Raw genomic sequence first — 22147 nt, 5'->3', positions numbered from 1 at the left:
CGGCAATTCCAAAAATCTCTGCTGGCACAGACAAACACTAAAAGCATACATTCTCATTAGGCATGTTATATTGTTTCAATATCGCTATTGGAACGACCGCATGCCGTCTCGTAAATTTGCTCCTCTGGCAGGCCTGGCACTGAGCCTGCTGGGGGATCCGGTGTTCGCCGAAGACCCACAACCGCTTGAACTGGACGCCATCAGCGTCACCTCCGATTACGAGTCTGCCACCGGCCCGGTGAACGGCTATCGCGCCACGCGATCATCCAGCGCGACCAAAACCGACAGCGCAATCCGCGATATCCCGCAATCCATCAGCGTGATTCCTGCCAGCGTGCTCAAGGACCTGGGCAGCCACAATGTCGAGCGCGCGCTGGAGTTTGCCGGTGGCGTATCGAAACAGAACAACTTTGGCGGCCTGACGCTGTATGAGTACAGCGTGCGCGGCTTCACCACCTCGGAGTTCTACAAGGACGGCTTCAGCGCGAACCGCGGTTACCCGAGCACCCCGGACGCCGCGAACGTCGAGCGCATCGAAGTGCTCAAAGGCCCCGCCGCCAGTCTTTACGGTCGCGGTGATCCTGGCGGTACGGTGAACATCGTCACCAAGAAACCGCAGCCCGAAGCCTTCAGCACCTTGCAGACCAGCGCCGGCAGTTGGGATCGTTACCGCACCGCGCTGGACCTCAACACCCCGCTCGACCCGCAAGGCAATGTGTTGTCGCGGGTCAATCTGGCGGTCGAGGACAACCACAGCTTTCGTGATCACGTCGACAGCCAGCGGGTGTTCGTTGCACCGTCGCTCAGTTGGCAACTCAACCCGGACACCAGCCTGCTGCTGGAAAGCGAATTTGTCCGGCACAGCTCGACCTTCGACCGAGGCATCGTCGCGCCGAACAACAGCTGGAGCGGCGTCTCGCGCTCGACCTTCCTCGGTGAACCTGATGACGGCAACATCGACAACCACAACAATCTGTTGCAGGCGACCCTCGAACACCACCTCAACGACGCCTGGAAACTGCGCCTGGCCAGTCATTACAAAGAAGGCAAACTCTGGGGCTTTGCCTCGGAAGCCCGCCCGCTGAACGCCGATCAACACACGGCCAACCGCCGTTACCGTGAGCGCGACAACCGTTGGCACGACAGCATCACTCAGCTCGAACTGCGCGGCCTGTTCGACATCGGCAGCTGGCAGCATGAACTGCTGATTGGTAGCGAGTACGAAAACTTCCGCAAGAATGAACGGGTCACCACCCTCGCTGGTGGCCCTTACGCGATCGATATCTACGACCCGGTTTACGGTCAGCCCAAACCCGACGGCAAGCGCTCGGGCCCGGACTTTTTCGAGCAGGTCGAAAGTCAGGCACTCAACCTTCAGGACCAGATCGTTTTCAGCGACCGCTTGCGCGGCATGCTCGGGGCACGCTTCGAACACTTCGAGCAAACCATCGACGATCACGCCCTCAACAATCGTAGCCGACAGAATCACGACGCCCTGACCCAACGCGCCGGCCTGCTCTATCAACTGACGCCACAGCATGGGCTGTTCGCCAACGCCTCGACCTCGTTCAAACCCAACAACGGCCTGGATGCCACAGGCAAATCCTTCGATCCGGAAGAAGGCGTTGGCTACGAGGTCGGAATCAAGAGCGAGCTGTTCGATGAGCGCCTGAGCAGCACCCTCGCCGCCTTTCATATCGAAAAAGAAAACGTCCTCGCCCTCGACCCCGCCACCGATAGTAACCGCGCCATGGGCAAGGCCCGCAGCCAGGGTTTCGATCTGCAAGTGAGCGGGCAGCTCACTGACGCTGTGCGAGTGATCGGTGCGTTTGCGTACATCGACGCCGAGGTTACCCAAGGCGACAAAGCCATTGCTACCGGCAGCCGGATTCTCGGCGTGGCCAAGCACAGCGGCAGTTTGCTGGGCGTTTATGAATTTCAGGAAGGTCTGCTGCGTGGCTCGGATGTCGGCGCGGCCTACACCTATGTTGGTGATCGCTCGGGCGAAGCCGGCAGCGACTTCGAACTGCCGGCCTACCACACCGTCGACCTGCTGGCCCATTACAAGGCCAGTGAAAACGTCACGTTGGGGCTGAACCTGAACAACCTTTTCGACGAGAAATACTTCGAGCGCTCCTACAGCAACTACTGGGTCAACCCCGGCGAGCCGCGCAATTTCACCGTCAGCCTGACACTCAACCTGTAAAAGGAAGTCACCATGCAACACCTCAAACCCGCAGCGCTCAGCCTGCTGCTCGGCCTGCTGTTTACCGGCCAAGCCTCGGCCCATGGTCTGTGGACCGAACAACGCCGTGGCAACATCGAAGTGATCTACGGCCACGGCGCCGAAGACAATGCCTTCAAGGCGCAGAAAATCAGCGGCGCCTGGGCCTACGACATCGGCGGCAAAATGATCCCGGTTACCGTAGAACGCCTGGCCGATCACGCGCGCCTGCAACCGCTCAAATCGCCAGCGGTGCTGGCCGTGGCGCTGGACAATGGCATGTGGTCGCAGACCGCCGACAAAAAGTGGATCAATCAGGGGCGCAGCAAAGTGCCGGGTGCCATCGAGTCGACCCAGACGTTCAAGTACAGCCTGGCGATTTATCAGCCAGGAGCGAAGCTACCGAAACTCGATCAGATCAAACTGCTGATTTTGCCGGAAGTTGATCCGCTGACTGTTGGCCCGGGCAAATCATTGCCGGTGCGGGTGTTGCTCGATGGCAAACCGGCGGCGGGGATCAAGTTGATTGGCGACTATCGCAATGCGCCGAACACCTTGAGTACGGAAACCGATGCTGAAGGCCGGGCTCAGGTGCTGGTGCGCAATGAAGGGTTGAATGTGATTACCGCGCAGGTGGAAATCCCGTTGAAGGACAATCCGGATGTGGCGTCGCGAGGGGTGTTCAGTTCGTTGACGTTCCTCGGCGAACTGCATCACGAGTAAGCCGCAGCTCTCAAGCAACACCAAACCCTGTGGGAGCGTGGCTTGCCCGCGATGGGAACACCGCGGTCCAACAGGCTCACCGCGTTATCGTTCTTCGCGGGCAAGCCACGCTCCCACAGGGTGACCAGCAATTCAGAGATCGCCGAGGCCGTCGATCAACGCCTGGTTCTGCTCTGGCGTACCGATGCTGATGCGCAGGAACTGGGCAATCCGTTCCTGCTTGAAGTGCCGGACGATCACGCCTTGCTCGCGTAACTTCGCTGCCAGGCCTGCCGCGTCATGCTGCGGGTGACGGGCGAAGATGAAGTTCGCTGCCGACGGCAACACCTCAAAACCCTTGTCCTGCAATTGCTTGACTACCCACTCACGACTGTCGATCACCAGTTGGCAGGTCTTGTCGAAGTGCTCGCGATCGGCAAACGCCGCTGCCGCACCCACAATCGCCAGGCGATCCAGAGGATAGGAGTTGAAGCTGTTCTTGATCCGCTCCAGCGCCTCGATCAGGTCCGGATGCCCCACCGCCAGGCCCACGCGCAAACCGGCCAGCGAGCGCGACTTGGAGAGGGTCTGAGTCACCAGCAGGTTCGGGTAACGGTCGACCAGGCTGATTGCGGTTTCGCCGCCAAAATCGACATAGGCTTCGTCGACCACCACCACCGAATCAGGGCTGGCCTTGAGGATTTGCTCCACGGCGTCCAGCGCCAACAGGCAACCGGTCGGTGCATTCGGGTTGGGGAAAATGATCCCGCCGTTCGGCTTGGCGTAGTCCGCAACGCGGATCTGGAACTGCTCGTCCAGCGGCACCGCGTCGAATGGAATGCCATACAAGCCGCAATACACCGGATAAAAGCTGTAGCTGATGTCCGGGAACAGCAGCGGTTTATCGTGTTGCAATAAACCGTGAAAGATGTGCGCCAGGACTTCATCGGAACCATTGCCGAGAAACACCTGATTGCCCTGTACGCCGTAATACTCAGCCACTGCCTGCTTGAGCAGGTCGCTGTTGGGGTCCGGGTACAGACGCAGGTTGTCGTTCAGTTCGGTTTGCATCGCCGCCAATGCTTTGGGCGATGGACCATAAGGGTTTTCGTTGGTGTTGAGCTTGACCAGCTTCGCCAGCTTCGGCTGCTCACCCGGTACGTACGGCACCAGATCCTTGACGAATGGACTCCAGAATTTACTCATGCTTGTTCCCCCTGCCCTTCAATAAAGAGTTCGTCAACGATGCGGTATTCGGCGCTGCGGGCGTGAGCGGTCAGCGACTCGCCACGGGCCAGCACGGAAGCGGTCTTGCCCAGTTCGGAGGCACCCTGCTCGGAGCAGAAGATGATCGACGAACGTTTCTGGAAGTCATACACACCCAGCGGCGAGGAGAAACGCGCGGTGCCGGAAGTCGGCAGCACGTGGTTGGGACCGGCGCAGTAATCGCCCAAGGCCTCGGACGTGTGGCGGCCCATGAAGATCGCACCGGCGTGGCGGATCTGCGGCAACCAGGCTTGCGGATCGGCCACCGACAGTTCCAGGTGTTCCGGCGCAATGCGGTTGGCCACGTCGATGGCTTGCTGCATGTCGCGAACCTGAATCAGCGCGCCACGGCCATTGATCGAGGTTTCGATGATGTCAGCGCGTTCCATGGTCGGCAGCAGTTTGGCGATGCTTGCAGCAACCTTGTCGAGGAACCCGGCGTCGGGGCTGACCAGAATTGCCTGAGCGTCTTCGTCGTGCTCGGCCTGGGAGAACAGGTCCATGGCGATCCAGTCCGGATCAGTCTGACCGTCGCACACCACGAGGATTTCCGATGGGCCGGCAATCATGTCGATACCGACCTGGCCAAACACGTGGCGCTTGGCGGTGGCGACATAGATGTTGCCCGGGCCGACGACTTTGTCGACCTTCGGCACGCTTTCTGTGCCGTAGGCCAGCGCGGCAACCGCTTGCGCGCCGCCGATGGTGAACACCCGGTCGACGCCAGCGATACACGCGGCGGCCAGTACCAGTTCATTGATCTCACCACGTGGCGTCGGTACAACCATGACCACTTCGGTCACGCCGGCCACCTTGGCCGGAATCGCGTTCATCAACACCGACGACGGATAAGAAGCCTTGCCGCCCGGCACGTACAAACCGGCGCGATCCAGCGGCGTGACCTTCTGGCCCAGCACCGTGCCGTCGGCTTCGGTGTAGCTCCAGGAGTCCTGCTTCTGTTTTTCGTGGTAGCTGCGCACCCGCGCCGCGGCTTTTTCCAGCGCTTCGCGCTGAGGCACGGTGATCCGGGTCAGTGCCAGTTCCAGGCGCTCGCGCGGCAGGATCAGGTCGGCCATCGACGCCACTTGCAGGCCGTCGAACTTCTGGGTGAATTCAACCAGCGCCGCGTCGCCGCGCTCACGCACAGCCTTGATGATGTCCAGCACCCGCTGATTGACCGAGTCGTCAGACACACTTTCCCAGCTCAGCAGATGATCCAGATGATGTGCGAAATCCGGGTCAGCAGCGTTGAGTCGGCGAATTGCAGTCGGTGCGGTCATAGCGAGAGCCTCATAGGATTGGCGAAAACTCAGGTACCCGAAGCTACCATCGATCCGCTTGGGCACCTGAGAATTCTGGCTATGAGGCGGATAGACGGGCGCGACGGAGCGTCGCGCAGGTGAATCAGCCGCGGTGTCGAGACTCCACTGCCTTGCGCAGGGTGTCGATCAACGCCTGGATACGGGCGTGCTGCATTTTCATCGAAGCTTTGTTGACGATCAGCCGGGAGCTGATGGCAGCAATGAAATCCTGTGGCTCCAGGCCATTGGCCCGCAGCGTGTTACCGGTATCGACCACGTCGATGATCTTGTCCGCCAGACCGATCAGCGGTGCCAGCTCCATCGAGCCATATAGCTTGATGATGTCGACCTGACGGCCCTGCTCGGCGTAATAACGCTTGGCGACGTTGACGAACTTGGTGGCGATGCGCAGGCGGCCCTTGGGCTCGACCGCGCCGATTTTACCGGCAGTCATCAGCTTGCATTGGGCAATTTGCAGATCCAGTGGCTCGTACAGGCCCTGGCCGCCGTATTCCATCAGCACATCTTTACCGGCGACGCCCAGGTCAGCGGCACCATGCTCGACGTAGGTCGGCACATCGGTGGCGCGCACGATCAGCAAGCGCACATCGGCCTGGGTCGTGGGGATGATCAGCTTGCGGCTCTTGTCCGGATTCTCGGTCGGCACGATGCCCGCTTCAGCCAGAAGCGGCAGGGTGTCGTCAAGGATGCGGCCCTTGGACAGTGCGATGGTCAACATGGGAAACGTCAGTCCTTATCAAGGTACTCATGCCCGGTCGCAAACGGCGCCGGACACACATCGAGGATAAAATACCCCCGACTTCAACAAATCAACGGGCACGTCCCTGCGCCCATGAAGCAGAAACTAGCCCGGTACGCGGCGGATTTTCGCGCCGAGCATCTGCAGTTTCTCTTCGATGCACTCGTAACCACGGTCGATGTGGTAGATGCGATCGATCAGCGTGTCGCCTTCGGCGATCAGCGCCGAAATCACCAGGCTGGCCGAAGCCCGCAGGTCGGTGGCCATGACTGGCGCGCCCTTGAGCTTTTCGATGCCGGTGACGATCGCGGTATTACCTTCGACCTGGATGTGAGCGCCCATGCGGTGCAGCTCGTAGACGTGCATGAAGCGGTTTTCGAAGATCGTCTCGATCACAGCGCCCGTGCCTTCGGCAATCGCGTTGAGGGAGATGAACTGCGCTTGCATGTCAGTCGGGAACGCCGGGTACGGAGCGGTACGCACGTTGACGGCTTTCGGCCGCTTGCCGTGCATGTTCAGCTCGATCCAGTCTTCGCCGGTAGTGATTTCGGCACCCGCTTCCTTGAGTTTTTCCAGAACGGCTTCAAGGATGGTCGGATCGGTGTCCTTGACCTTTACGCGACCGCCAGTCACGGCAGCAGCCACCAGGTAAGTACCGGTTTCGATACGGTCCGGCATCACTTTGTAAGTGGTGGTGTGCAGACGTTCGACGCCGTCGATGGTAATGGTGTCGGTGCCAGCACCGGAAACCTTCGCGCCCATGGCGTTCAGGAAGTTCGCCAGGTCGACGACTTCAGGCTCGCGAGCAGCGTTAGCCAGAACGCTGCGGCCCTTGGCCAGGGCGGCCGCCATCATGATGTTCTCGGTACCGGTCACGCTGACGGTATCGAAGAAGAAGTTTGCACCGCGCAGGCCGCCTTCTGGCGCCTTCGCCTTGATATAACCGCCTTCCACGTCAATGGTTGCGCCCATGGCCTCAAGGCCACGGATGTGCAGGTCAACCGGACGCGAACCGATGGCGCAACCGCCAGGCAGTGCGACTTCAGCTTCACCGAAACGCGCGACCATCGGGCCCAGAACCAGAATCGACGCACGCATGGTTTTAACCAGTTCGTACGGAGCGATCAGGGTCTTGATGGTGCGCGGGTCGATTTCGACGCTGAGTTTTTCGTCGATCACAGGCTCAATGCCCATGCGACCGAACAGCTCGATCATGGTGGTGATGTCGTGCAGGTGCGGCAGGTTGGCAACCGTAACCGGGCCATCGCACAGCAGCGTTGCAGCCAGAATCGGCAGGGCAGAGTTCTTTGCCCCGGAGATGCGGATTTCGCCATCAAGACGAACGCCGCCGGTAATAATCAATTTATCCATAAGAATCTCGACGCCCTTGGGCTCAGGTGCGCTCGGCCCAGGCCGCGCTGCTGAAAAATTTCATAGTGACCGCATGGATGCTGCCATCGGTGATCCATGGGTTCAAATGGGCATAGATCTGCTGCTGACGCTTGACCGGGCTCAATGCCGCCAGTTCATCGCTAATCACATTCAGCTGAAAGTTGCAGCCTTCGCCCTCAACTTCTACCTGTACTGATAAAAGAGTCTCGGACAGCTTTCCTTCAAGAAAGCTCTTCACTTCGTTGGCCTGCATGCTCAACCTCAATCGGCGCCCTGTGCGCGCGGGTCGGACATCATACAAAAAAGCCCCGCGCCTGCGAACCCCGCATAGCAGGACTCTGACGGGGGGCTTCTTTATAGATGATAGTTAGGGGTGTGCCAACAGCTCGGTCAATTCGCTGACCTGAGCGATTTCACGCATGTCGTCAGGCAATGCACGGATGCTCAGCGCCTTGCCCGCCGCTTGCGCGTCACGCATGAAACACAGCAACAACGACAAACCGACACTGCTGGACTTTTGCACACCCGAGCAATCAAGTACCAAGGCTGGCGCGGTGCTCGACTTGATCAAGGCCTGGCCCTGCTTGCGCAAGGCCGGCCCGGTACGGTAATCGAGTACGCCGCTGAGCATCAGCTCACCGGCCTCGCCCATGCTGACAGCCGACTCACTCATTGAACGGACTTCTTCTGAGTCGTTTCTGCGTCGGTCTTTTCCTTGGCTTTGGCGACTTCACCGGCCCAACCATTGATGGTCGCGTCCAGGTTATTGCCATTGCGCTGCATCGCGTCGCTGAACTGATCACGGAACAGCTTGCCGATGTTGATGCCGTTGATGATCACGTTACGCAGCTTCCACTCGCCGTTGATCTTTTCGAGTGTGTAGGACACAGGATAGATCGCGCCATTGCTGCCTTTGACCGTCATGCCAACGCTGGTACGGTCTCCCGATTCATCCTTGGCCGCATCAACGGTAATGCCCTGATTGTTGTACTCAAGCAAAGCATTGCCATAGAACTGAAAGAGCCCGCGCTTGAAGTTATCTTCAAAGGTTTTCATTTGCGCAGGTGTGGCATTGCGCGAGTACTTGACCGTCATGATGCTCTTGGAGATGCCCTCGGCATCCACCACGGGCCCGACGATGGTGTTCAAGGCATCGTAAAAACCGTTCGGATCCTGCTTGTACTTCGCTTTATTGGCCGACAGATCGGCGAGCAACCGATTGGTGGTGTCCTGCACGATTTCGTGCGCGGACTGCGCAGCCACGGCGTTACCCATGAACGGCAAGACCGCCAGTAATACCAACAGGCCACGTCGCAAGGTTGAGATCATGAAAAAACTCCTTATTTGGCGTCTTTGCTAACGGTATTGAGCAGGAATTTACCGATCAGGTCTTCGAGCACCAGCGACGACTGCGTGTCATGGATGGTCCCGCCATCCTTGAGCAGGGCCTGTTCCCCGCCCACGCTGATACCGATGTATTTCTCACCCAACAGGCCTGCCGTGAGGATAGATGCAGTGGAGTCGGTCGGCAGATTATCTACCCGCTTTTCCAGCTGCATGGTCACTCGTCCGGTGAAGCTGTCGCGATCCAGATCGATTGCCGTGACCTTGCCGATGGTCACACCGGCCATGGTCACTTTTGATCTGACCGTCAAACCGGCGATATTGTCGAAGTACGCATAAAGTTTATAGCTGTCGGTGCTCGTAACAGGGGACAGTCCACTGACCCGCAGGGCAAGCAACACTAAAGCCAGGATGCCAGCCAGCAAGAAAAGGCCGACACCGATTTCCAGGGTGCGGTTTTGCATCAGAAATCTCCAAACATCAAGGCAGTCAAAATAAAGTCCAGGCCGAGGATGGCCAATGAGGCATACACCACGGTTTTGGTGGTGGCACGACTGATCCCTTCCGAAGTGGGTTCACAGTCATAGCCTTGGAATACGGCGATCCAGGTCACGACAAAGGCAAAGACAATGCTTTTAATGATGCCATTGAATACGTCACCGTCGAACGTCACGCTGTTTTGCATGTTCGACCAGTAGGAGCCCTCATACACACCCAACCAGTCGACAGCCACCCAGGAACCGCCCCAGATACCGACCACACTGAAAATCATCGCCAGCACTGGAAGGGAAATGAAGCCGGCCCACAGACGGGGGGCAATGATGTACTTGAGCGGGTCGACGCCAATCATTTCCAGACTGGACAACTGCTCGGTGGACTTCATGTTGCCGATCTCGGCGGTCAACGCAGAACCGGCACGCCCGGCGAACAGCAACGCGGTCACCACTGGCCCCAGTTCACGCAACAGCGTCAGTGCAACCATCTGCCCGACCGCCTGCTCCGAACCGTAGCTGGACAAAATGTTGAAGCCTTGCAGCGCCAGCACCATCCCGATGAATATCCCGGAGACCACGATGATCACCAGGGACATCACGCCAACCGAGTGCAACTGCTTGACCAGCAAGCCAAATGCGCCACTGACACCACCACGTCCCAACAGCACGTGAAACAGGAACAGCGATGAACGACCGAGCACCGCGACGCTGTCGATGCCGGTCTGGCCGAATCGACGAACTCTTTCTATTAGTGAAGTCTTGCGCATCAGCGCTTCCCCAGAAGATCTGCGCGGTAATCCGTCGCTGGAAAGTGGAACGGCACCGGCCCGTCTGGATCACCCTTCATGAATTGGTGAATCCGCGGATTATCGGAATTCATCAGTTCATCGGGAGTCCCCTGCCCCAACACCTGCCCATCGCCTACAACATACAGGTAGTCGGCAATACTCGCGGTTTCGGCCAGATCATGGGAAACCACGATGCTGGTGATGCCCAAGGCGTCGTTCAGCAGACGGATCAGGCGCACCAGAACGCCCATGGCGATTGGGTCCTGACCGACAAAAGGCTCGTCGTACATCAGAATTTGCGGATCGAGGGCAATGGCCCGTGCCAGCGCGACACGGCGCTTCATGCCGCCGGACAACTCATCGGGCATCAGGTCGATAGCACCGCGCAACCCCACCGCCTGCAATTTGAGCAAGACGATGTCACGGATCATTTCATCCGGAAGCTTGGTGTGAACACGCAGCGGAAAGGCGATGTTTTCGAAAACATCGAGGTCCGTGAACAGCGCGCCACTCTGAAACAGCACGCCCATATGCTTGCGCGCATCGAACAGGTCGCTACGAGACAGCGTGGGCAAATTTTGCCCGTTGACCCACACTTCGCCACTTGAAGGGCGCAACTGTGCGCCCATCAGGCGCAGCAGTGTGGTTTTTCCGCAACCGGAAGGTCCCATGATGCCGGTGACCTTACCGCGCGGAATGCGAATATCGACATTATTGAAAATGCTGCGCGCGCCGCGCTTGAAGGACACTCCCTTCAGCTCGACCGCGTAGGCGTTATCGGCACTCATCTAAACTCCTTGCGATGCAAGCCTCTCACTCGGACGCCGGGCTCCCTGCCGAGAGCACACAACATCCTGGGCAGGCCGAACTGGCGACGAACTATATCACTGCTAATGCAAAGCGCCCAAGGCCGAAGCCTGCGGTGTTCAGCATCAAGACAGGCAAAAAGACCCAAGTTTCAGCGTTTGCGGGAGTCGCCTGAATAAAGCACGACGAACTAACGTGAGGGATTTGCTCATTACCGCTATAATCGCCGCCTTTTCATCAGGCTATACGATTTCTGACATGAGCCAATCCAGCGACCTGATTCAATCAGCACAACGCACCATCCGCCTCGAGCTTGAAGCCGTAGAAGGCTTGCTGCCCCACATCGACGCAGATTTCGTACGCGCTTGCGAGATGATTCTGGCCAGCAAAGGCCGCGTGGTCGTGGTCGGCATGGGCAAATCCGGGCACATCGGCAACAAGATTGCCGCCACCCTCGCCAGCACCGGCACCACGGCTTTTTTCGTACACCCGGCTGAAGCCAGTCACGGCGACATGGGCATGATCACTCGCGACGACATCATCCTCGCGCTGTCGAACTCCGGCTCCACCAACGAAATCGTCACGCTGCTGCCGCTGATCAAGCGTCTGGGCATCAAACTGATCAGCCTGACCGGCAATCCTGATTCGCCGTTGGCCAAGGCTGCCGAGGTGAACCTCAATGTTCATGTCGAGCACGAAGCGTGCCCGCTGAACCTGGCACCGACCTCCTCCACTACGGCGGCGCTGGTCATGGGCGATGCCCTGGCCGTTGCCTTGCTGGAAGCCCGCGGCTTCACTGCCGAGGATTTCGCGTTTTCACACCCAGGCGGCGCTCTGGGTCGCCGGTTGTTGCTGAAAGTTGAAAACGTCATGCACGCGGGCCAGGAGCTGCCACAAGTAGTGCGCGGCACACTGCTCAAAGACGCGTTGATGGAAATGACCCGCAAGGGCCTGGGCATGACCGTGGTACTGGAAGCTGACGGCAAACTCGCCGGCATTTTCACGGACGGCGACCTGCGCCGCACTCTGGACCGGACCATCGACATCCATCAAGCCACCATTGACGACGTCATGACGCCTCATGGCAAGACTGCGCGCGCCGAAATGCTCGCCGCCGAAGCCCTGAAAATCATGGAAGACCACAAAATCAACGCACTGGTGGTGGTCGACAGCGAGGACCGTCCGGTGGGCGCCTTGAACATGCACGATTTGCTGCGTGCGGGAGTAATGTAATGAGCGCGGATCTGCTGCAACGCGGCAAAAACATCAAGCTCGCGGTCTTCGACGTCGATGGCGTGCTGACCGACGGCCGCCTGTACTTTCTCGAAGACGGCAGCGAATTCAAGACCTTCAACACTCTCGACGGCCAGGGCATCAAAATGCTGATGGCCTCCGGCGTGACGACCGCCATCATCAGCGGACGCAAGACCCCGGTGGTCGAGCGACGCGCCAAAAACCTTGGTATTCCTCACTTGTATCAAGGCCGCGAGGACAAACTGGTGGTGCTCGACGAGCTTCTGGCGCAACTGGGCCTAAGCTATGAACAGGTTGCCTACTTGGGCGACGACCTGCCGGATCTGCCGGTGATTCGCCGCGTAGGCCTGGGCATGGCAGTGGCCAACGCCGCCAGCTTCGTCCGCGAAAACGCTCACGGCATCACTCAGGCCCGTGGCGGCGAAGGTGCCGCTCGCGAGTTCTGCGAGCTGATCCTGCGCGCCCAGGGCAACCTTGAAGCGGCTAATGCCGCGTACCTGTGAGCCACTTATGCTGAGCAAGAAAATTCGCAACATAGTGTTTTTCGGGGTCATTGCCGCATTGTTCGCAGCCGTTGGCTACTGGAATATCAGCCCGGAACGCTTTCTCGACAAGCCGGTAGCGCACGTCGACGAGAGCCAGATCGACTACTACGCCATCAACGCCCACAGCGTGCAGTACCTGCCCGATGGTAAATTGCAGTACGACCTGACGTCCGACAAAGTCGAGCACGTCAAAGCGACCGACATCACCCTGCTGACCAACCCCGACCTGAACATGTATCGGGGCACCGCGTTCCCCTGGCACGTCCAGAGCGAGCGTGGCGAGGTCAATTCAGGCGGCACGGAAGTCGAATTGATCGACTCGGTACGTATCGCACGCACGGACGAGCAGAACCGCCCGATGCTGATTACCAGTAGTCGTATGACTGTATTCCCGCAACAGCAATATGCGCAGACCCAGCAAGCCGTTAGAATCGACGGCGCTGGTGGTGTATCGACTGGTAACGGAATGAAAGCGTATTTGAAAGACAGCAGGATACACCTGCTATCGAACGTAAGAGGACAGTATGAGGCTCGTTAAAACTCTCCCTATTTTGCTCAGTCTGGGCGCAGCACTGGGAAGCGTGAGCGCCTGGGCTCTGCCGAACGATAGCCAGCAACCCATTCGCATTCAGGCTGACGATGCTCAGCTGGACGACAAGAATGGCGTGGCCACCTACAAAGGTGACGTGATCATTACCCAGGGCTCGATGATCATCAAAGGCAACACTGTGACCATCACCCGCACCAAGGCCGGCGATATCGATGTCGTGACCTCGGTGGGCAACCTGGCGTATTTCGAACAGTTGCAGAAAGTAGGCGATCCGCAGCCGGTCAAGGGCTATGGGGTGACTATCCAGTACCACGCCGCGCAAAACCGCATCGTACTGATCGACCGCGCCAAGGTGATCAACGAAGGCAACACCACCGAAGGCGAGAAAATCGTCTACGACACCGTCAAGCAGGTTGCTAACGCAGGCCGCGCTACCGGTGCCTCGGTAACCGCGCCGCGCCCACGGGTCGATATGGTTATCCAGCCGAAAAAGAAAACCGACGAGCAGAAGGCCCAGTAATGGCAACTCTGAAAGCCCAGCATCTGGCCAAGAGCTACAAGAGCCGCCAGGTCGTGCGTGACGTCAGCCTGTCGATCGACAGCGGCCAGATCGTCGGCCTGCTTGGCCCGAACGGTGCCGGCAAGACAACCTGCTTCTACATGATCGTGGGCCTGGTCCAGGCCGATCAGGGGCGCGTACTGATCGACGATCTGGACGTCAGCCACCAGCCAATGCACGGTCGTGCGCGAGCGGGTATCGGCTATCTGCCACAAGAAGCGTCGATCTTCCGCAAACTTTCGGTCGCCGACAACATCATGGCCATCCTCGAGACCCGCAAGGAACTCGACAAGGCCGGTCGTCGCAAAGAGCTGGAAAGCCTGTTGCAGGAATTCCACATCAACCACATCCGCGACAACCTCGGCATGAGCCTTTCCGGTGGCGAACGTCGCCGTGTGGAAATCGCTCGCGCCCTGGCCACGGCACCGAAATTCATCCTGCTCGACGAACCTTTCGCCGGCGTGGACCCGATTTCGGTGGGCGACATCAAGCAGATCATTCATCACCTCAAGGCCAAGGGTATCGGCGTGCTGATCACAGACCACAACGTTCGTGAAACCCTGGACATCTGCGAAACCGCCTACATCGTCAACGACGGTCAACTGATCGCCGAAGGCGACGCCGAAACCATCCTGGCCAACGACCTGGTCAAGGAAGTGTATCTGGGCCATGAGTTCCGCCTGTAAGCACTGAGGTGTCTGGTCAGTCGCCGGAGCGCTTGCCCCAATAAAACTATACGTATTTATTGTTACAGCGCTCTAGGCAAACACTTCAGTTTCAGGCATATAATTTGCTTATGTTTGGCGCTCCGGCGCCCTGTAGTGGATGGCGCATGTGCGCCGGCGAATAAGGTGTTAAGCCCCTGCCATGAAACCATCGCTAGTCTTGAGAATGGGCCAGCAGCTGACGATGACACCGCAGCTGCAACAGGCCATCCGCCTGCTCCAATTGTCGACCCTGGACCTGCAACAGGAAATCCAGGAGGCACTGGAGTCCAATCCAATGCTCGAACGCCAGGAAGAAGGCGACGACTTCGATAACGCCGACCCTATGGCGGACAACATCGAGCAGAAACCCAACACCGACATCCAGGAACCCTCCTACCAGGAAACCGCCCCCACGGTGGATAACCTCGAGGAAGGCGACTGGAACGAGCGCATCCCTAACGAACTGCCGGTCGACACCGCCTGGGAAGACGTTTACCAGACCAGTGCCAGCAGCCTGCCGAGCAACGATGACGACGAATGGGATTTCACCACTCGCACTTCCGCCGGCGAAAGCCTGCAGAGTCATCTGCTCTGGCAATTGAACCTGGCGCCGATGTCCGACACCGATCGACTGATCGCGGTGACATTGATCGATTGCATCAACAATCAGGGCTACCTGGACGAAACCCTCGAGGAAATCCTCGAAGCCTTCGATCCGGAACTGGACATCGAGCTCGACGAGATCGAAGCCGTCCTGCATCGCATCCAGCAATTCGAGCCGGCCGGAATCGGCGCACGCAACCTCAGCGAATGCCTGTTGCTGCAACTGCGTCAATTGCCTGCCAAAACTCCTTGGCTGGCTGAGGCCAAGCGCCTCGTCATCGATTACATCGACCTGCTGGGCAGCCGCGACTACAGCCAACTGATGCGCCGCATGAAGCTCAAGGAAGATGAGCTACGCCAGGTCATCGAACTGGTGCAAAGCCTAAATCCGCGTCCGGGCTCGCAAATCGAGTCCAGCGAAGCCGAGTACGTGGTTCCCGACGTCATCGTGCGCAAAGACAACGAGCGCTGGCTGGTGGAGTTGAACCAGGAGTCGGTTCCGCGTCTGCGCGTCAACCCACAATACGCCGGCTTCGTCCGTCGCGCCGACACCAGCGCCGACAACACCTTCATGCGCAATCAGTTGCAGGAAGCGCGCTGGTTCATCAAGAGCCTGCAAAGCCGCAACGAAACCCTGATGAAAGTCGCTACCCAGATCGTCGAGCACCAGCGCGGCTTCCTTGAGTACGGCGATGAGGCCATGAAGCCTTTGGTTCTGCATGACATCGCTGAAGCGGTCGGCATGCACGAGTCGACGATTTCACGGGTGACCACGCAAAAATTCATGCATACCCCACGCGGTATTTATGAACTGAAATACTTTTTCTCCAGCCATGTCAGTACCTCTGAAGGCGGTGAATGCTCGTCCACAGCGATCCGCGCGATCATCAAAAAACTGGTTGCCGCGGAAAATCAGAAAAAGCCGTTGAGTGACAGCAAGATCGCTGGTTTACTGGAGGCACAAGGCATTCAGGTGGCCCGCCGCACCGTCGCCAAGTACCGCGAATCCCTGGGGATCGCGCCTTCGAGCGAACGCAAGCGGTTGATGTGACGGGCTACGCCATAGCGTTCCAGGGTGTGTTCGAAAGCTTTTCGGACACGCTCTAGTGGCAGGCAAGCCAGCCTGCCGCCTTATGCACTGGCAACGAAGGAGAAGCTGTATGCAAGTCAACATCAGTGGACACCAACTGGAAGTGACCGAACCCCTGCGCATCTACATCGGCGAAAAACTCGAACGATTAGAGAGGCATTTCGACAAGATCACCAATGTGCAGGTCACGTTGACCGTCGAAAAGCTGCTGCAGAAAATCGAAGCCACACTGCATATCCCCGGTGGAGAAGTGGTCGCCAACGCTGAGCATAACGACATGTATGCCGCGATCGACGCCCTGACCGACAAACTGGATCGCCAACTCAAAAAGCATAAGGAAAAGACCCAAAGCGTTCTTCAGGGCGCAACGGGTCGTTAACACTCCCAACCCATGATCCGACTTGAAAACATCCTGACCCCCGGCCGTTCTTTGGTGAACGTGCCGGGCGGCAGTAAAAAGAAAGCCCTCGAACAAATTGCCAACCTGATCGCCCGCGAAGTGCCGGGTCTGGCCATGCAGGACGTCTTCGAGAGTCTGGTCGCCCGTGAAAAACTCGGTTCAACCGGTTTTGGCAACGGTATCGCCATCCCACACTGCCGTCTCAAAGGTTGCGAGTCGCCCATCAGTGCCTTGATGCACCTGGACGCCCCAATAGATTTCGACGCCATCGACGGTGCTCCGGTCGACCTGCTGTTCGTTTTGCTGGTCCCGCAAGCCGCTACCGATGCGCACCTGGAACTGTTGCGCCAGATCGCCAGCATGCTCGATCGTAAAGAAGTCCGCGATCGCCTGCGCAGCGCAAAAAGTAATGAAGCCTTGTACCAGGTTGTCCTCGACGAGCAGAACGGTCACTAATCATGCGCTTGATTATCGTCAGCGGCCGCTCAGGCTCAGGTAAAAGCACTGCCCTCGATGTACTGGAGGACAACGGCTATTACTGCATCGACAACCTGCCGGCCGGCCTGTTGCCAGAGCTCGCCGAGCGCGCACTGGTTCACACCGAACTGGCGCAACCACTGGTCGCGGTTTCCATCGATGCGCGCAACCTGCCTAGCCACCTTTCACGCTTTCCGGAGTTGCTGGAAGAAGTGCGCAGCCGGCACATTCAATGCGATGTGCTGTATCTGGACGCCGACGAAGAGACTTTGCTCAAGCGTTTCTCGGAAACCCGTCGCCGCCACCCGCTGAGCAACGCCAACCGCTCGCTGGCCGAAGCCATCAATGACGAGACCAATCTGCTGGGGCCGATTGCTGACCTGGCAGACCTCAAGGTCAATACGACCAACCTGAACCTGTATCAGTTGCGCGATACCATCAAGTTGCGCCTCTTGAACCAGCCAGAGCCGGGCACTGCGTTTCTGGTGGAGTCCTTCGGCTTCAAGCGGGGCATGCCGGTGGATGCCGATCTGGTGTTCGATGTGCGCTGCTTGCCGAACCCGTACTGGAAGCCGGAACTGCGCGCTCAGTCCGGGCTGGACCAGCCGGTTGCCGAGTATCTGGCGGCCCAGCCGGATGTCGAAGAGATGTTCCAGGACATCTCCACTTACCTGCTCAAATGGCTACCGCGCTTTGCCGCCAGCAACCGCGCTTACGTCACCATTGCCATAGGCTGCACCGGCGGGCATCACCGCTCCGTCTACCTGACCGAACGCCTGGGTCAGGTCCTGCAACAATCCCTGAAGAACGTCCAGGTTCGCCACCGCGACCTTAGCTAAAGGATTCACACCGCGATGCCTGCTCTGGAAATTGAAATCATCAACAAACTGGGTCTGCATGCCCGTGCTTCAGCCAAATTCGTTGGCAAAGCTGCGGAGTTTCCCTGCGAGATCAGAGTGGGCCGCACCCCCGACCAGAACAAGATGGTCGATGGCAAGAGCATCATGTCCATGATGATGCTGGCCGCCGGCAAGGGAACGACGATCCACCTCCACGCAGAAGGTGATCAAGCTCAGGATGCGCTGGAAGCGTTGAAGGCGCTGATCAACAACTATTTCGGCGAAGGCGAGTAAGCGCAGAACCTTCTGGCGAAGGGGCTTGTGTGGCGAGGGGGCTTGCCCCCGTTGGGTCGCGAAGCGGCCCTAAAATCGGTGATCGTATTGCATCAGGGAGAATGCATCTGCCGGTTTTACGACTGCTTCGCAGCCGAGCGGGGGCAAGCCCCCTCACCACAGGATTTGTGTTGGGCAATAAAAAAGCGCGCCACCCAATGGGTGGCGCGCTTTTTTTTGTATTGCCGTGGCGCTTAGCTGCCCGCTACCGTCATCCGCTCGATCAACACCGAGCCTGTGCGAATGTTGCTGCGCAGTTCCAGGTCATTACCCACCGCAATGATCTGCTTGAACATGTCGCGCATGTTGCCGGCGATAGTCACTTCCTGGACCGCGAACTGGATTTCACCGTTCTCGACCCAGAAACCCGCCGCGCCGCGAGAGTAGTCACCGGTGACCATGTTTAAACCCTGCCCCATCAATTCGGTCACCAGCAAGCCACGCCCCATGCGCCGTAGCAACGCCGCCTGGTCATCAAAGCCGTGGGTAACGAACAGATTGTGCACGCCACCGGCGTTGGCGGTGCTTGGCATGCCGAGTTTGCGTCCGGAATACGTACCGAGCACATAAGACACCAACTCACCCTTCTCGACGAACGGTTTGGCGTACGTCGCCAGACCATCACCATCGAATGCCGAACTGCCCAAGGCGCGCATCAGATGCGGACGCTCATCGATAGTCAGCCATTCAGGGAACAGTTTCTGGCCCAGTGCGCCTTCGAGGAACGACGACTTGCGGTACAGATTGCCGCCCGAAATTGCGCCGAGGAAACTGCCGAACAAACCGCCCGCCAGTTCCGCGGAAAACAGCACCGGCACTTCGCAGGTCGGCACCGGACGCGCGCCCAAGCGGCTGGCTGCACGTTGCGCCGCACGTTGACCGATGCTCACCGGATCGGCCAGCAAGTTGCCCTGGCGATTAACGTCATACCAGTAATCGCGCTGCATCTGGCCGTCAGCTTCGGCGATCATCACGCAGCTCAGGCTGTGACGCGTCGACGCATAACCACCGATAAAGCCATGGCTGTTGCCATAGACGCGGCAGCCCTGGTGAGTGCTCAAGGTGGTGCCATCGGCGTTCTTGATCCGGCTGTCGGTGGCAAACGCCGCCGCTTCGCAGGCCAGCGCCCGCTCGATCGCTTGCTCAGGGGTGATGTCCCACTCGTGGAACAGGTCGAAGTCGGGCAAGTCCCTGGCCATCAGTGCCGCGTCGGCCAGGCCCGAGTGTTCGTCTTCGGAGGTGTGCTTGGCGATGGCCAAGGCGGCGGCGACGGTTTCGCGAATAGCCTCGGGGCCACTGGCCGAGGTGCTGGCCGAGCCTTTGCGCTGGCCAACATACAAGGTGATACCAAAACCCTGGTCACGGTTGAACTCAACGGTTTCAACTTCCCGCTGACGCACCGTGGTCGACAGGCCTTGCTCCAGAGACACAGCCACTTCGCAGGCGCTGGCGCCCTGACGCCTGGCTTCGGCGATGATCTGCTCGACTTGCTCTTGCAGTGCCGGCAACGCTTGTGGGCCGACGCTTTCAACTGCACTCATGCTGTTCTCCACTCAAATTCTGCTTTCGGTTAAGGTCATCGAGCGACCGGGCCGGACAAGCGGCCCCCGACTGGTTATCATGGCGGCGTTTCTTTACGGACTGCCACCATGGTTGATTCTTACGACGACTCCCTCGACGGGGGAGAAAAAAGCAAAACCCAGGTCAAACGCGAGCTGCATGCTCTGGTTGACCTTGGCGAGCGCCTTACAACACTCAAGCCTGACCTGCTGGCAAAACTGCCATTGACCGACGCCTTGCGCCGGGCTCTTAGCGACGCGCCCAAGCACACCGCGAACATCGCGCGTAAACGGCACCTGCAGTTCATCGGCAAGCTGATGCGCGATCAGGACACCAGCGCCATTTTGTCGCTGCTTGACCAACTCGATGCCTCCACTCGCCAATACAACGAACGTTTCCATGGTTTGGAACGCTGGCGCGATCGCTTGATCGCCGGCGACGATGCCGTACTGGAAAAGTTCGTCGTCGACTACCCGGAAGCGGATCGCCAGCAACTGCGCTCCATGATCCGTCAGGCCCAGCACGAGCTCGCCCAAAGCAAGCCTCCTGCTTCCAGCCGAAAAATCTTCAAGTACATCCGTGAGCTGGACGAGACTCAACGCGGTTTGCGCTGAGTAACCTCACCCCTGTAGGAGCTGCCGTAGGCTGCGATCTTTTGATCTATTAAAAGCAAAGATCGCAGCCTTCGGCAGCTCCTACGCATTTTTATGCGCCCGTGCCACCCACGGTGATCGCATCGATTTTCAAGGTTGGCTGGCCGACACCCACCGGCACCGACTGACCATCCTTGCCGCACGTCCCTACCCCGCTGTCCAGCGCCAGATCGTTACCGACCATCGACACCCGACTCATGGCTTCCGGACCGTTCCCGATCAACGTTGCGCCTTTGACCGGCGCGGTAATCTTGCCGTCCTCGATCAGGTACGCTTCGCTGGTAGAGAACACGAACTTGCCGCTGGTGATGTCGACCTGACCACCGCCCAGGTTGGCGCAGTAGATACCCTTCTTCACCGAAGCAATGATTTCTGCCGGATCGCTTTCGCCGCCGAGCATGTACGTGTTGGTCATGCGTGGCATCGGCAGGTGTGCGTAAGACTCGCGGCGACCGTTGCCAGTGCGCGCCAAGCCCATCAGGCGAGCGTTGAGCTTGTCCTGCATATAGCCCTTGAGCACGCCGTTTTCGATCAGTGTGGTGCACTCGGTCGGGGTGCCTTCGTCGTCGACACTCAGTGATCCACGGCGACCGGCCAGTGTGCCGTCATCGACGATGGTGCAGAGTTTGGACGCAACCATTTCACCCATGCGGCCGCTGTAGGCCGAACTGCCTTTGCGGTTGAAGTCGCCTTCCAGACCATGACCGACCGCTTCGTGCAGCAACACGCCGGACCAGCCCGAACCCAGAACCACCGGCAAGGTGCCCGCCGGCGCCGGAATGGCTTCGAGGTTCACCAGTGCCTGACGCAATGCCTCACGGGCGTAGCCCATGGCACGGTCTTCAGCGAGGAAATAGCGGTAGTCGGTACGCCCGCCGCCGCCATGACCACCGCGTTCGCGGCGACCGTTCTGCTCGACGATCACGCTGACATTGAAGCGCACCAGCGGTCGCACATCCGCCGCCAGACCGCCGTCGGTGGAGGCCACCAGAATCCGCTCCCAAACGCCAGCCATGCTCACGGTGACTTGCTGGATACGCGGATCGAGCGCGCGAGTAGCCACGTCGATACGCTTGAGCAGCTCGACTTTCTCGGCGCGAGTCATCACTTCCAGTGGGTTGTCGGGCCCGTACAAACGGGCAACGTCCTGGGTACTGAACGCCTGCACCGTACCGTTTTGCCCGGCACGAGAGATAGAACGTGCAGCACGGGCCGCCAGCCCCAGGGCTTCCAGGGTGATCGCATTGCTGTAGGCAAAACCGGTTTTTTCACCCGATTGCGCACGCACGCCGACACCCTGATCGAGGTTGAAGCTGCCTTCCTTGACGATACCGTCTTCGAGCGCCCAGGACTCGGAGATCTGTCCCTGGAAATACAGGTCGGCCGCATCGATGCCCGGGCCGGCCAGGTCACCCAGCACACTTTGCAGGTTCTCGATCGTCACGCCGCCCGGCGCAAGCAGATGTTCACTGACTGAGGACAACAACTCGCTCATAGGT

At 58.9% G+C, this 22147-nt stretch carries 25 protein-coding genes; 13 read left to right on the top strand and 12 right to left on the bottom strand.

Features of this window, described 5'->3' with window-relative positions:
• Positions 1 to 100 precede the first annotated feature (100 nt).
• Together BK658_RS13010 and BK658_RS13005 are read left to right on the top strand one after the other, a co-directional pair.
• Positions 101 to 2206: a TonB-dependent siderophore receptor gene (locus BK658_RS13010; protein WP_123582633.1), complete on the top strand. Its 2106-nt coding sequence runs from the start codon at positions 101 to 103 to the stop codon at positions 2204 to 2206.
• Positions 2207 to 2218: 12 nt separating this feature from the next.
• Entirely contained in the window at positions 2219 to 2947 is a 729-nt protein-coding gene (locus tag BK658_RS13005; RefSeq protein WP_123582632.1) for a DUF4198 domain-containing protein, read from the top strand.
• Between the two features lie 132 nt (positions 2948 to 3079).
• Here the strand turns inward: BK658_RS13005 and hisC are convergent, their stop codons facing one another.
• From hisC to BK658_RS12955, 10 genes are all read right to left on the bottom strand, one after another.
• Positions 3080 to 4132 carry a histidinol-phosphate transaminase gene (gene hisC / locus BK658_RS13000; protein ID WP_123582631.1) on the bottom strand — a complete coding sequence of 351 codons (1053 nt, stop codon included), beginning with the start codon at positions 4130 to 4132 and terminating at the stop codon, positions 3080 to 3082.
• On the bottom strand, positions 4129 to 5472 hold the full coding sequence (gene hisD / locus BK658_RS12995; RefSeq protein ID WP_123582630.1) for a histidinol dehydrogenase: 1344 nt from the start codon (positions 5470 to 5472) through the stop codon (positions 4129 to 4131). The genes hisC and hisD overlap by 4 nt, the downstream gene beginning before the upstream one ends.
• Before the next feature lie 124 nt (positions 5473 to 5596).
• Positions 5597 to 6232: an ATP phosphoribosyltransferase gene (gene hisG, locus BK658_RS12990; protein WP_071551796.1), complete on the bottom strand. Its 636-nt coding sequence runs from the start codon at positions 6230 to 6232 to the stop codon at positions 5597 to 5599.
• Between the two features lie 126 nt (positions 6233 to 6358).
• Positions 6359 to 7624: a UDP-N-acetylglucosamine 1-carboxyvinyltransferase gene (murA, locus tag BK658_RS12985; RefSeq protein WP_019691905.1), complete on the bottom strand. Its 1266-nt coding sequence runs from the start codon at positions 7622 to 7624 to the stop codon at positions 6359 to 6361.
• A 22-nt stretch (positions 7625 to 7646) separates the two neighbouring features.
• Positions 7647 to 7898, bottom strand: coding sequence for a BolA family protein (locus tag BK658_RS12980; protein ID WP_019691904.1), 252 nt, complete (start codon positions 7896 to 7898; stop codon positions 7647 to 7649).
• A gap of 114 nt (positions 7899 to 8012) precedes the next feature.
• A complete protein-coding gene (locus BK658_RS12975; RefSeq protein ID WP_019691903.1) occupies positions 8013 to 8318 on the bottom strand; it encodes an STAS domain-containing protein in 306 nt (101 codons plus the stop codon).
• Positions 8315 to 8974, bottom strand: a complete 660-nt coding sequence (locus tag BK658_RS12970; RefSeq protein WP_123582629.1) for an MlaC/ttg2D family ABC transporter substrate-binding protein — start codon at positions 8972 to 8974, stop codon at positions 8315 to 8317. The genes BK658_RS12975 and BK658_RS12970 overlap by 4 nt, the downstream gene beginning before the upstream one ends.
• Positions 8975 to 8985: 11 nt before the next feature.
• A complete protein-coding gene (mlaD, locus tag BK658_RS12965) occupies positions 8986 to 9453 on the bottom strand; it encodes an outer membrane lipid asymmetry maintenance protein MlaD (protein ID WP_123582628.1) in 468 nt (155 codons plus the stop codon).
• Complete coding sequence (gene mlaE, locus BK658_RS12960) at positions 9453 to 10250, bottom strand: lipid asymmetry maintenance ABC transporter permease subunit MlaE (protein WP_123582627.1); 798 nt, start codon at positions 10248 to 10250, stop codon at positions 9453 to 9455. Before mlaE ends, mlaD begins: the two co-directional genes overlap by 1 nt.
• On the bottom strand, positions 10250 to 11059 hold the full coding sequence (locus BK658_RS12955; RefSeq protein WP_054593989.1) for an ATP-binding cassette domain-containing protein: 810 nt from the start codon (positions 11057 to 11059) through the stop codon (positions 10250 to 10252). The genes mlaE and BK658_RS12955 overlap by 1 nt, the downstream gene beginning before the upstream one ends.
• Before the next feature lie 277 nt (positions 11060 to 11336).
• On the opposite strand from BK658_RS12955, the gene BK658_RS12950 reads away from it, so the two are divergent.
• The 10 genes from BK658_RS12950 to BK658_RS12905 all read left to right on the top strand — a co-directional run bounded on the left by BK658_RS12950 (position 11337) and on the right by BK658_RS12905 (position 18396).
• On the top strand, positions 11337 to 12311 hold the full coding sequence (locus BK658_RS12950) for a KpsF/GutQ family sugar-phosphate isomerase (RefSeq protein WP_123582626.1): 975 nt from the start codon (positions 11337 to 11339) through the stop codon (positions 12309 to 12311).
• Complete coding sequence (locus BK658_RS12945; RefSeq protein WP_123582625.1) at positions 12311 to 12835, top strand: KdsC family phosphatase; 525 nt, start codon at positions 12311 to 12313, stop codon at positions 12833 to 12835. The genes BK658_RS12950 and BK658_RS12945 overlap by 1 nt, the downstream gene beginning before the upstream one ends.
• A gap of 7 nt (positions 12836 to 12842) precedes the next feature.
• Positions 12843 to 13415 (top strand): LPS export ABC transporter periplasmic protein LptC, encoded by a 573-nt coding sequence (gene lptC, locus BK658_RS12940; RefSeq protein ID WP_123582624.1) that lies wholly within the window; start codon positions 12843 to 12845, stop codon positions 13413 to 13415.
• Positions 13402 to 13947, top strand: coding sequence for a lipopolysaccharide transport periplasmic protein LptA (lptA, locus tag BK658_RS12935; RefSeq protein ID WP_123424279.1), 546 nt, complete (start codon positions 13402 to 13404; stop codon positions 13945 to 13947). The genes lptC and lptA overlap by 14 nt, the downstream gene beginning before the upstream one ends.
• A complete protein-coding gene (gene lptB, locus BK658_RS12930) occupies positions 13947 to 14672 on the top strand; it encodes an LPS export ABC transporter ATP-binding protein (RefSeq protein ID WP_019691895.1) in 726 nt (241 codons plus the stop codon). Before lptA ends, lptB begins: the two co-directional genes overlap by 1 nt.
• A 181-nt stretch (positions 14673 to 14853) precedes the next feature.
• Positions 14854 to 16347: an RNA polymerase factor sigma-54 gene (locus tag BK658_RS12925; RefSeq protein ID WP_123582623.1), complete on the top strand. Its 1494-nt coding sequence runs from the start codon at positions 14854 to 14856 to the stop codon at positions 16345 to 16347.
• Positions 16348 to 16456: 109 nt separating this feature from the next.
• On the top strand, positions 16457 to 16765 hold the full coding sequence (gene hpf / locus BK658_RS12920) for a ribosome hibernation-promoting factor, HPF/YfiA family (protein ID WP_019691893.1): 309 nt from the start codon (positions 16457 to 16459) through the stop codon (positions 16763 to 16765).
• 12 nt (positions 16766 to 16777) lie between these two features.
• Positions 16778 to 17242, top strand: coding sequence for a PTS IIA-like nitrogen regulatory protein PtsN (gene ptsN, locus BK658_RS12915; protein ID WP_054593995.1), 465 nt, complete (start codon positions 16778 to 16780; stop codon positions 17240 to 17242).
• Between the two features lie 2 nt (positions 17243 to 17244).
• Positions 17245 to 18102: an RNase adapter RapZ gene (rapZ, locus tag BK658_RS12910; protein ID WP_123582622.1), complete on the top strand. Its 858-nt coding sequence runs from the start codon at positions 17245 to 17247 to the stop codon at positions 18100 to 18102.
• 15 nt (positions 18103 to 18117) lie between these two features.
• Positions 18118 to 18396, top strand: coding sequence for an HPr family phosphocarrier protein (locus tag BK658_RS12905; protein ID WP_123582621.1), 279 nt, complete (start codon positions 18118 to 18120; stop codon positions 18394 to 18396).
• 233 nt (positions 18397 to 18629) lie between these two features.
• Here BK658_RS12905 and pmbA read toward each other — a convergent pair whose 3' ends face one another.
• Positions 18630 to 19976 (bottom strand): metalloprotease PmbA, encoded by a 1347-nt coding sequence (gene pmbA, locus BK658_RS12900; protein ID WP_123582620.1) that lies wholly within the window; start codon positions 19974 to 19976, stop codon positions 18630 to 18632.
• A 108-nt stretch (positions 19977 to 20084) separates the two neighbouring features.
• Here pmbA and yjgA point away from each other — a divergent pair, with 108 nt between their 5' ends.
• Positions 20085 to 20609 (top strand): ribosome biogenesis factor YjgA, encoded by a 525-nt coding sequence (gene yjgA, locus BK658_RS12895; RefSeq protein ID WP_123582619.1) that lies wholly within the window; start codon positions 20085 to 20087, stop codon positions 20607 to 20609.
• Between the two features lie 91 nt (positions 20610 to 20700).
• Here the strand turns inward: yjgA and tldD are convergent, their stop codons facing one another.
• Positions 20701 to 22143 carry a metalloprotease TldD gene (gene tldD, locus BK658_RS12890; RefSeq protein WP_123582618.1) on the bottom strand — a complete coding sequence of 481 codons (1443 nt, stop codon included), beginning with the start codon at positions 22141 to 22143 and terminating at the stop codon, positions 20701 to 20703.
• Positions 22144 to 22147: the final 4 nt, after the last annotated feature.

Origin of the sequence: Pseudomonas brassicacearum, from assembly GCF_003732175.1 — a bacterium.
In the GTDB taxonomy this organism is placed as follows: Bacteria; Pseudomonadota; Gammaproteobacteria; order Pseudomonadales; family Pseudomonadaceae; genus Aquipseudomonas; species Aquipseudomonas brassicacearum_G.
This window is presented reverse-complemented; position numbering and strand designations above follow the sequence as displayed.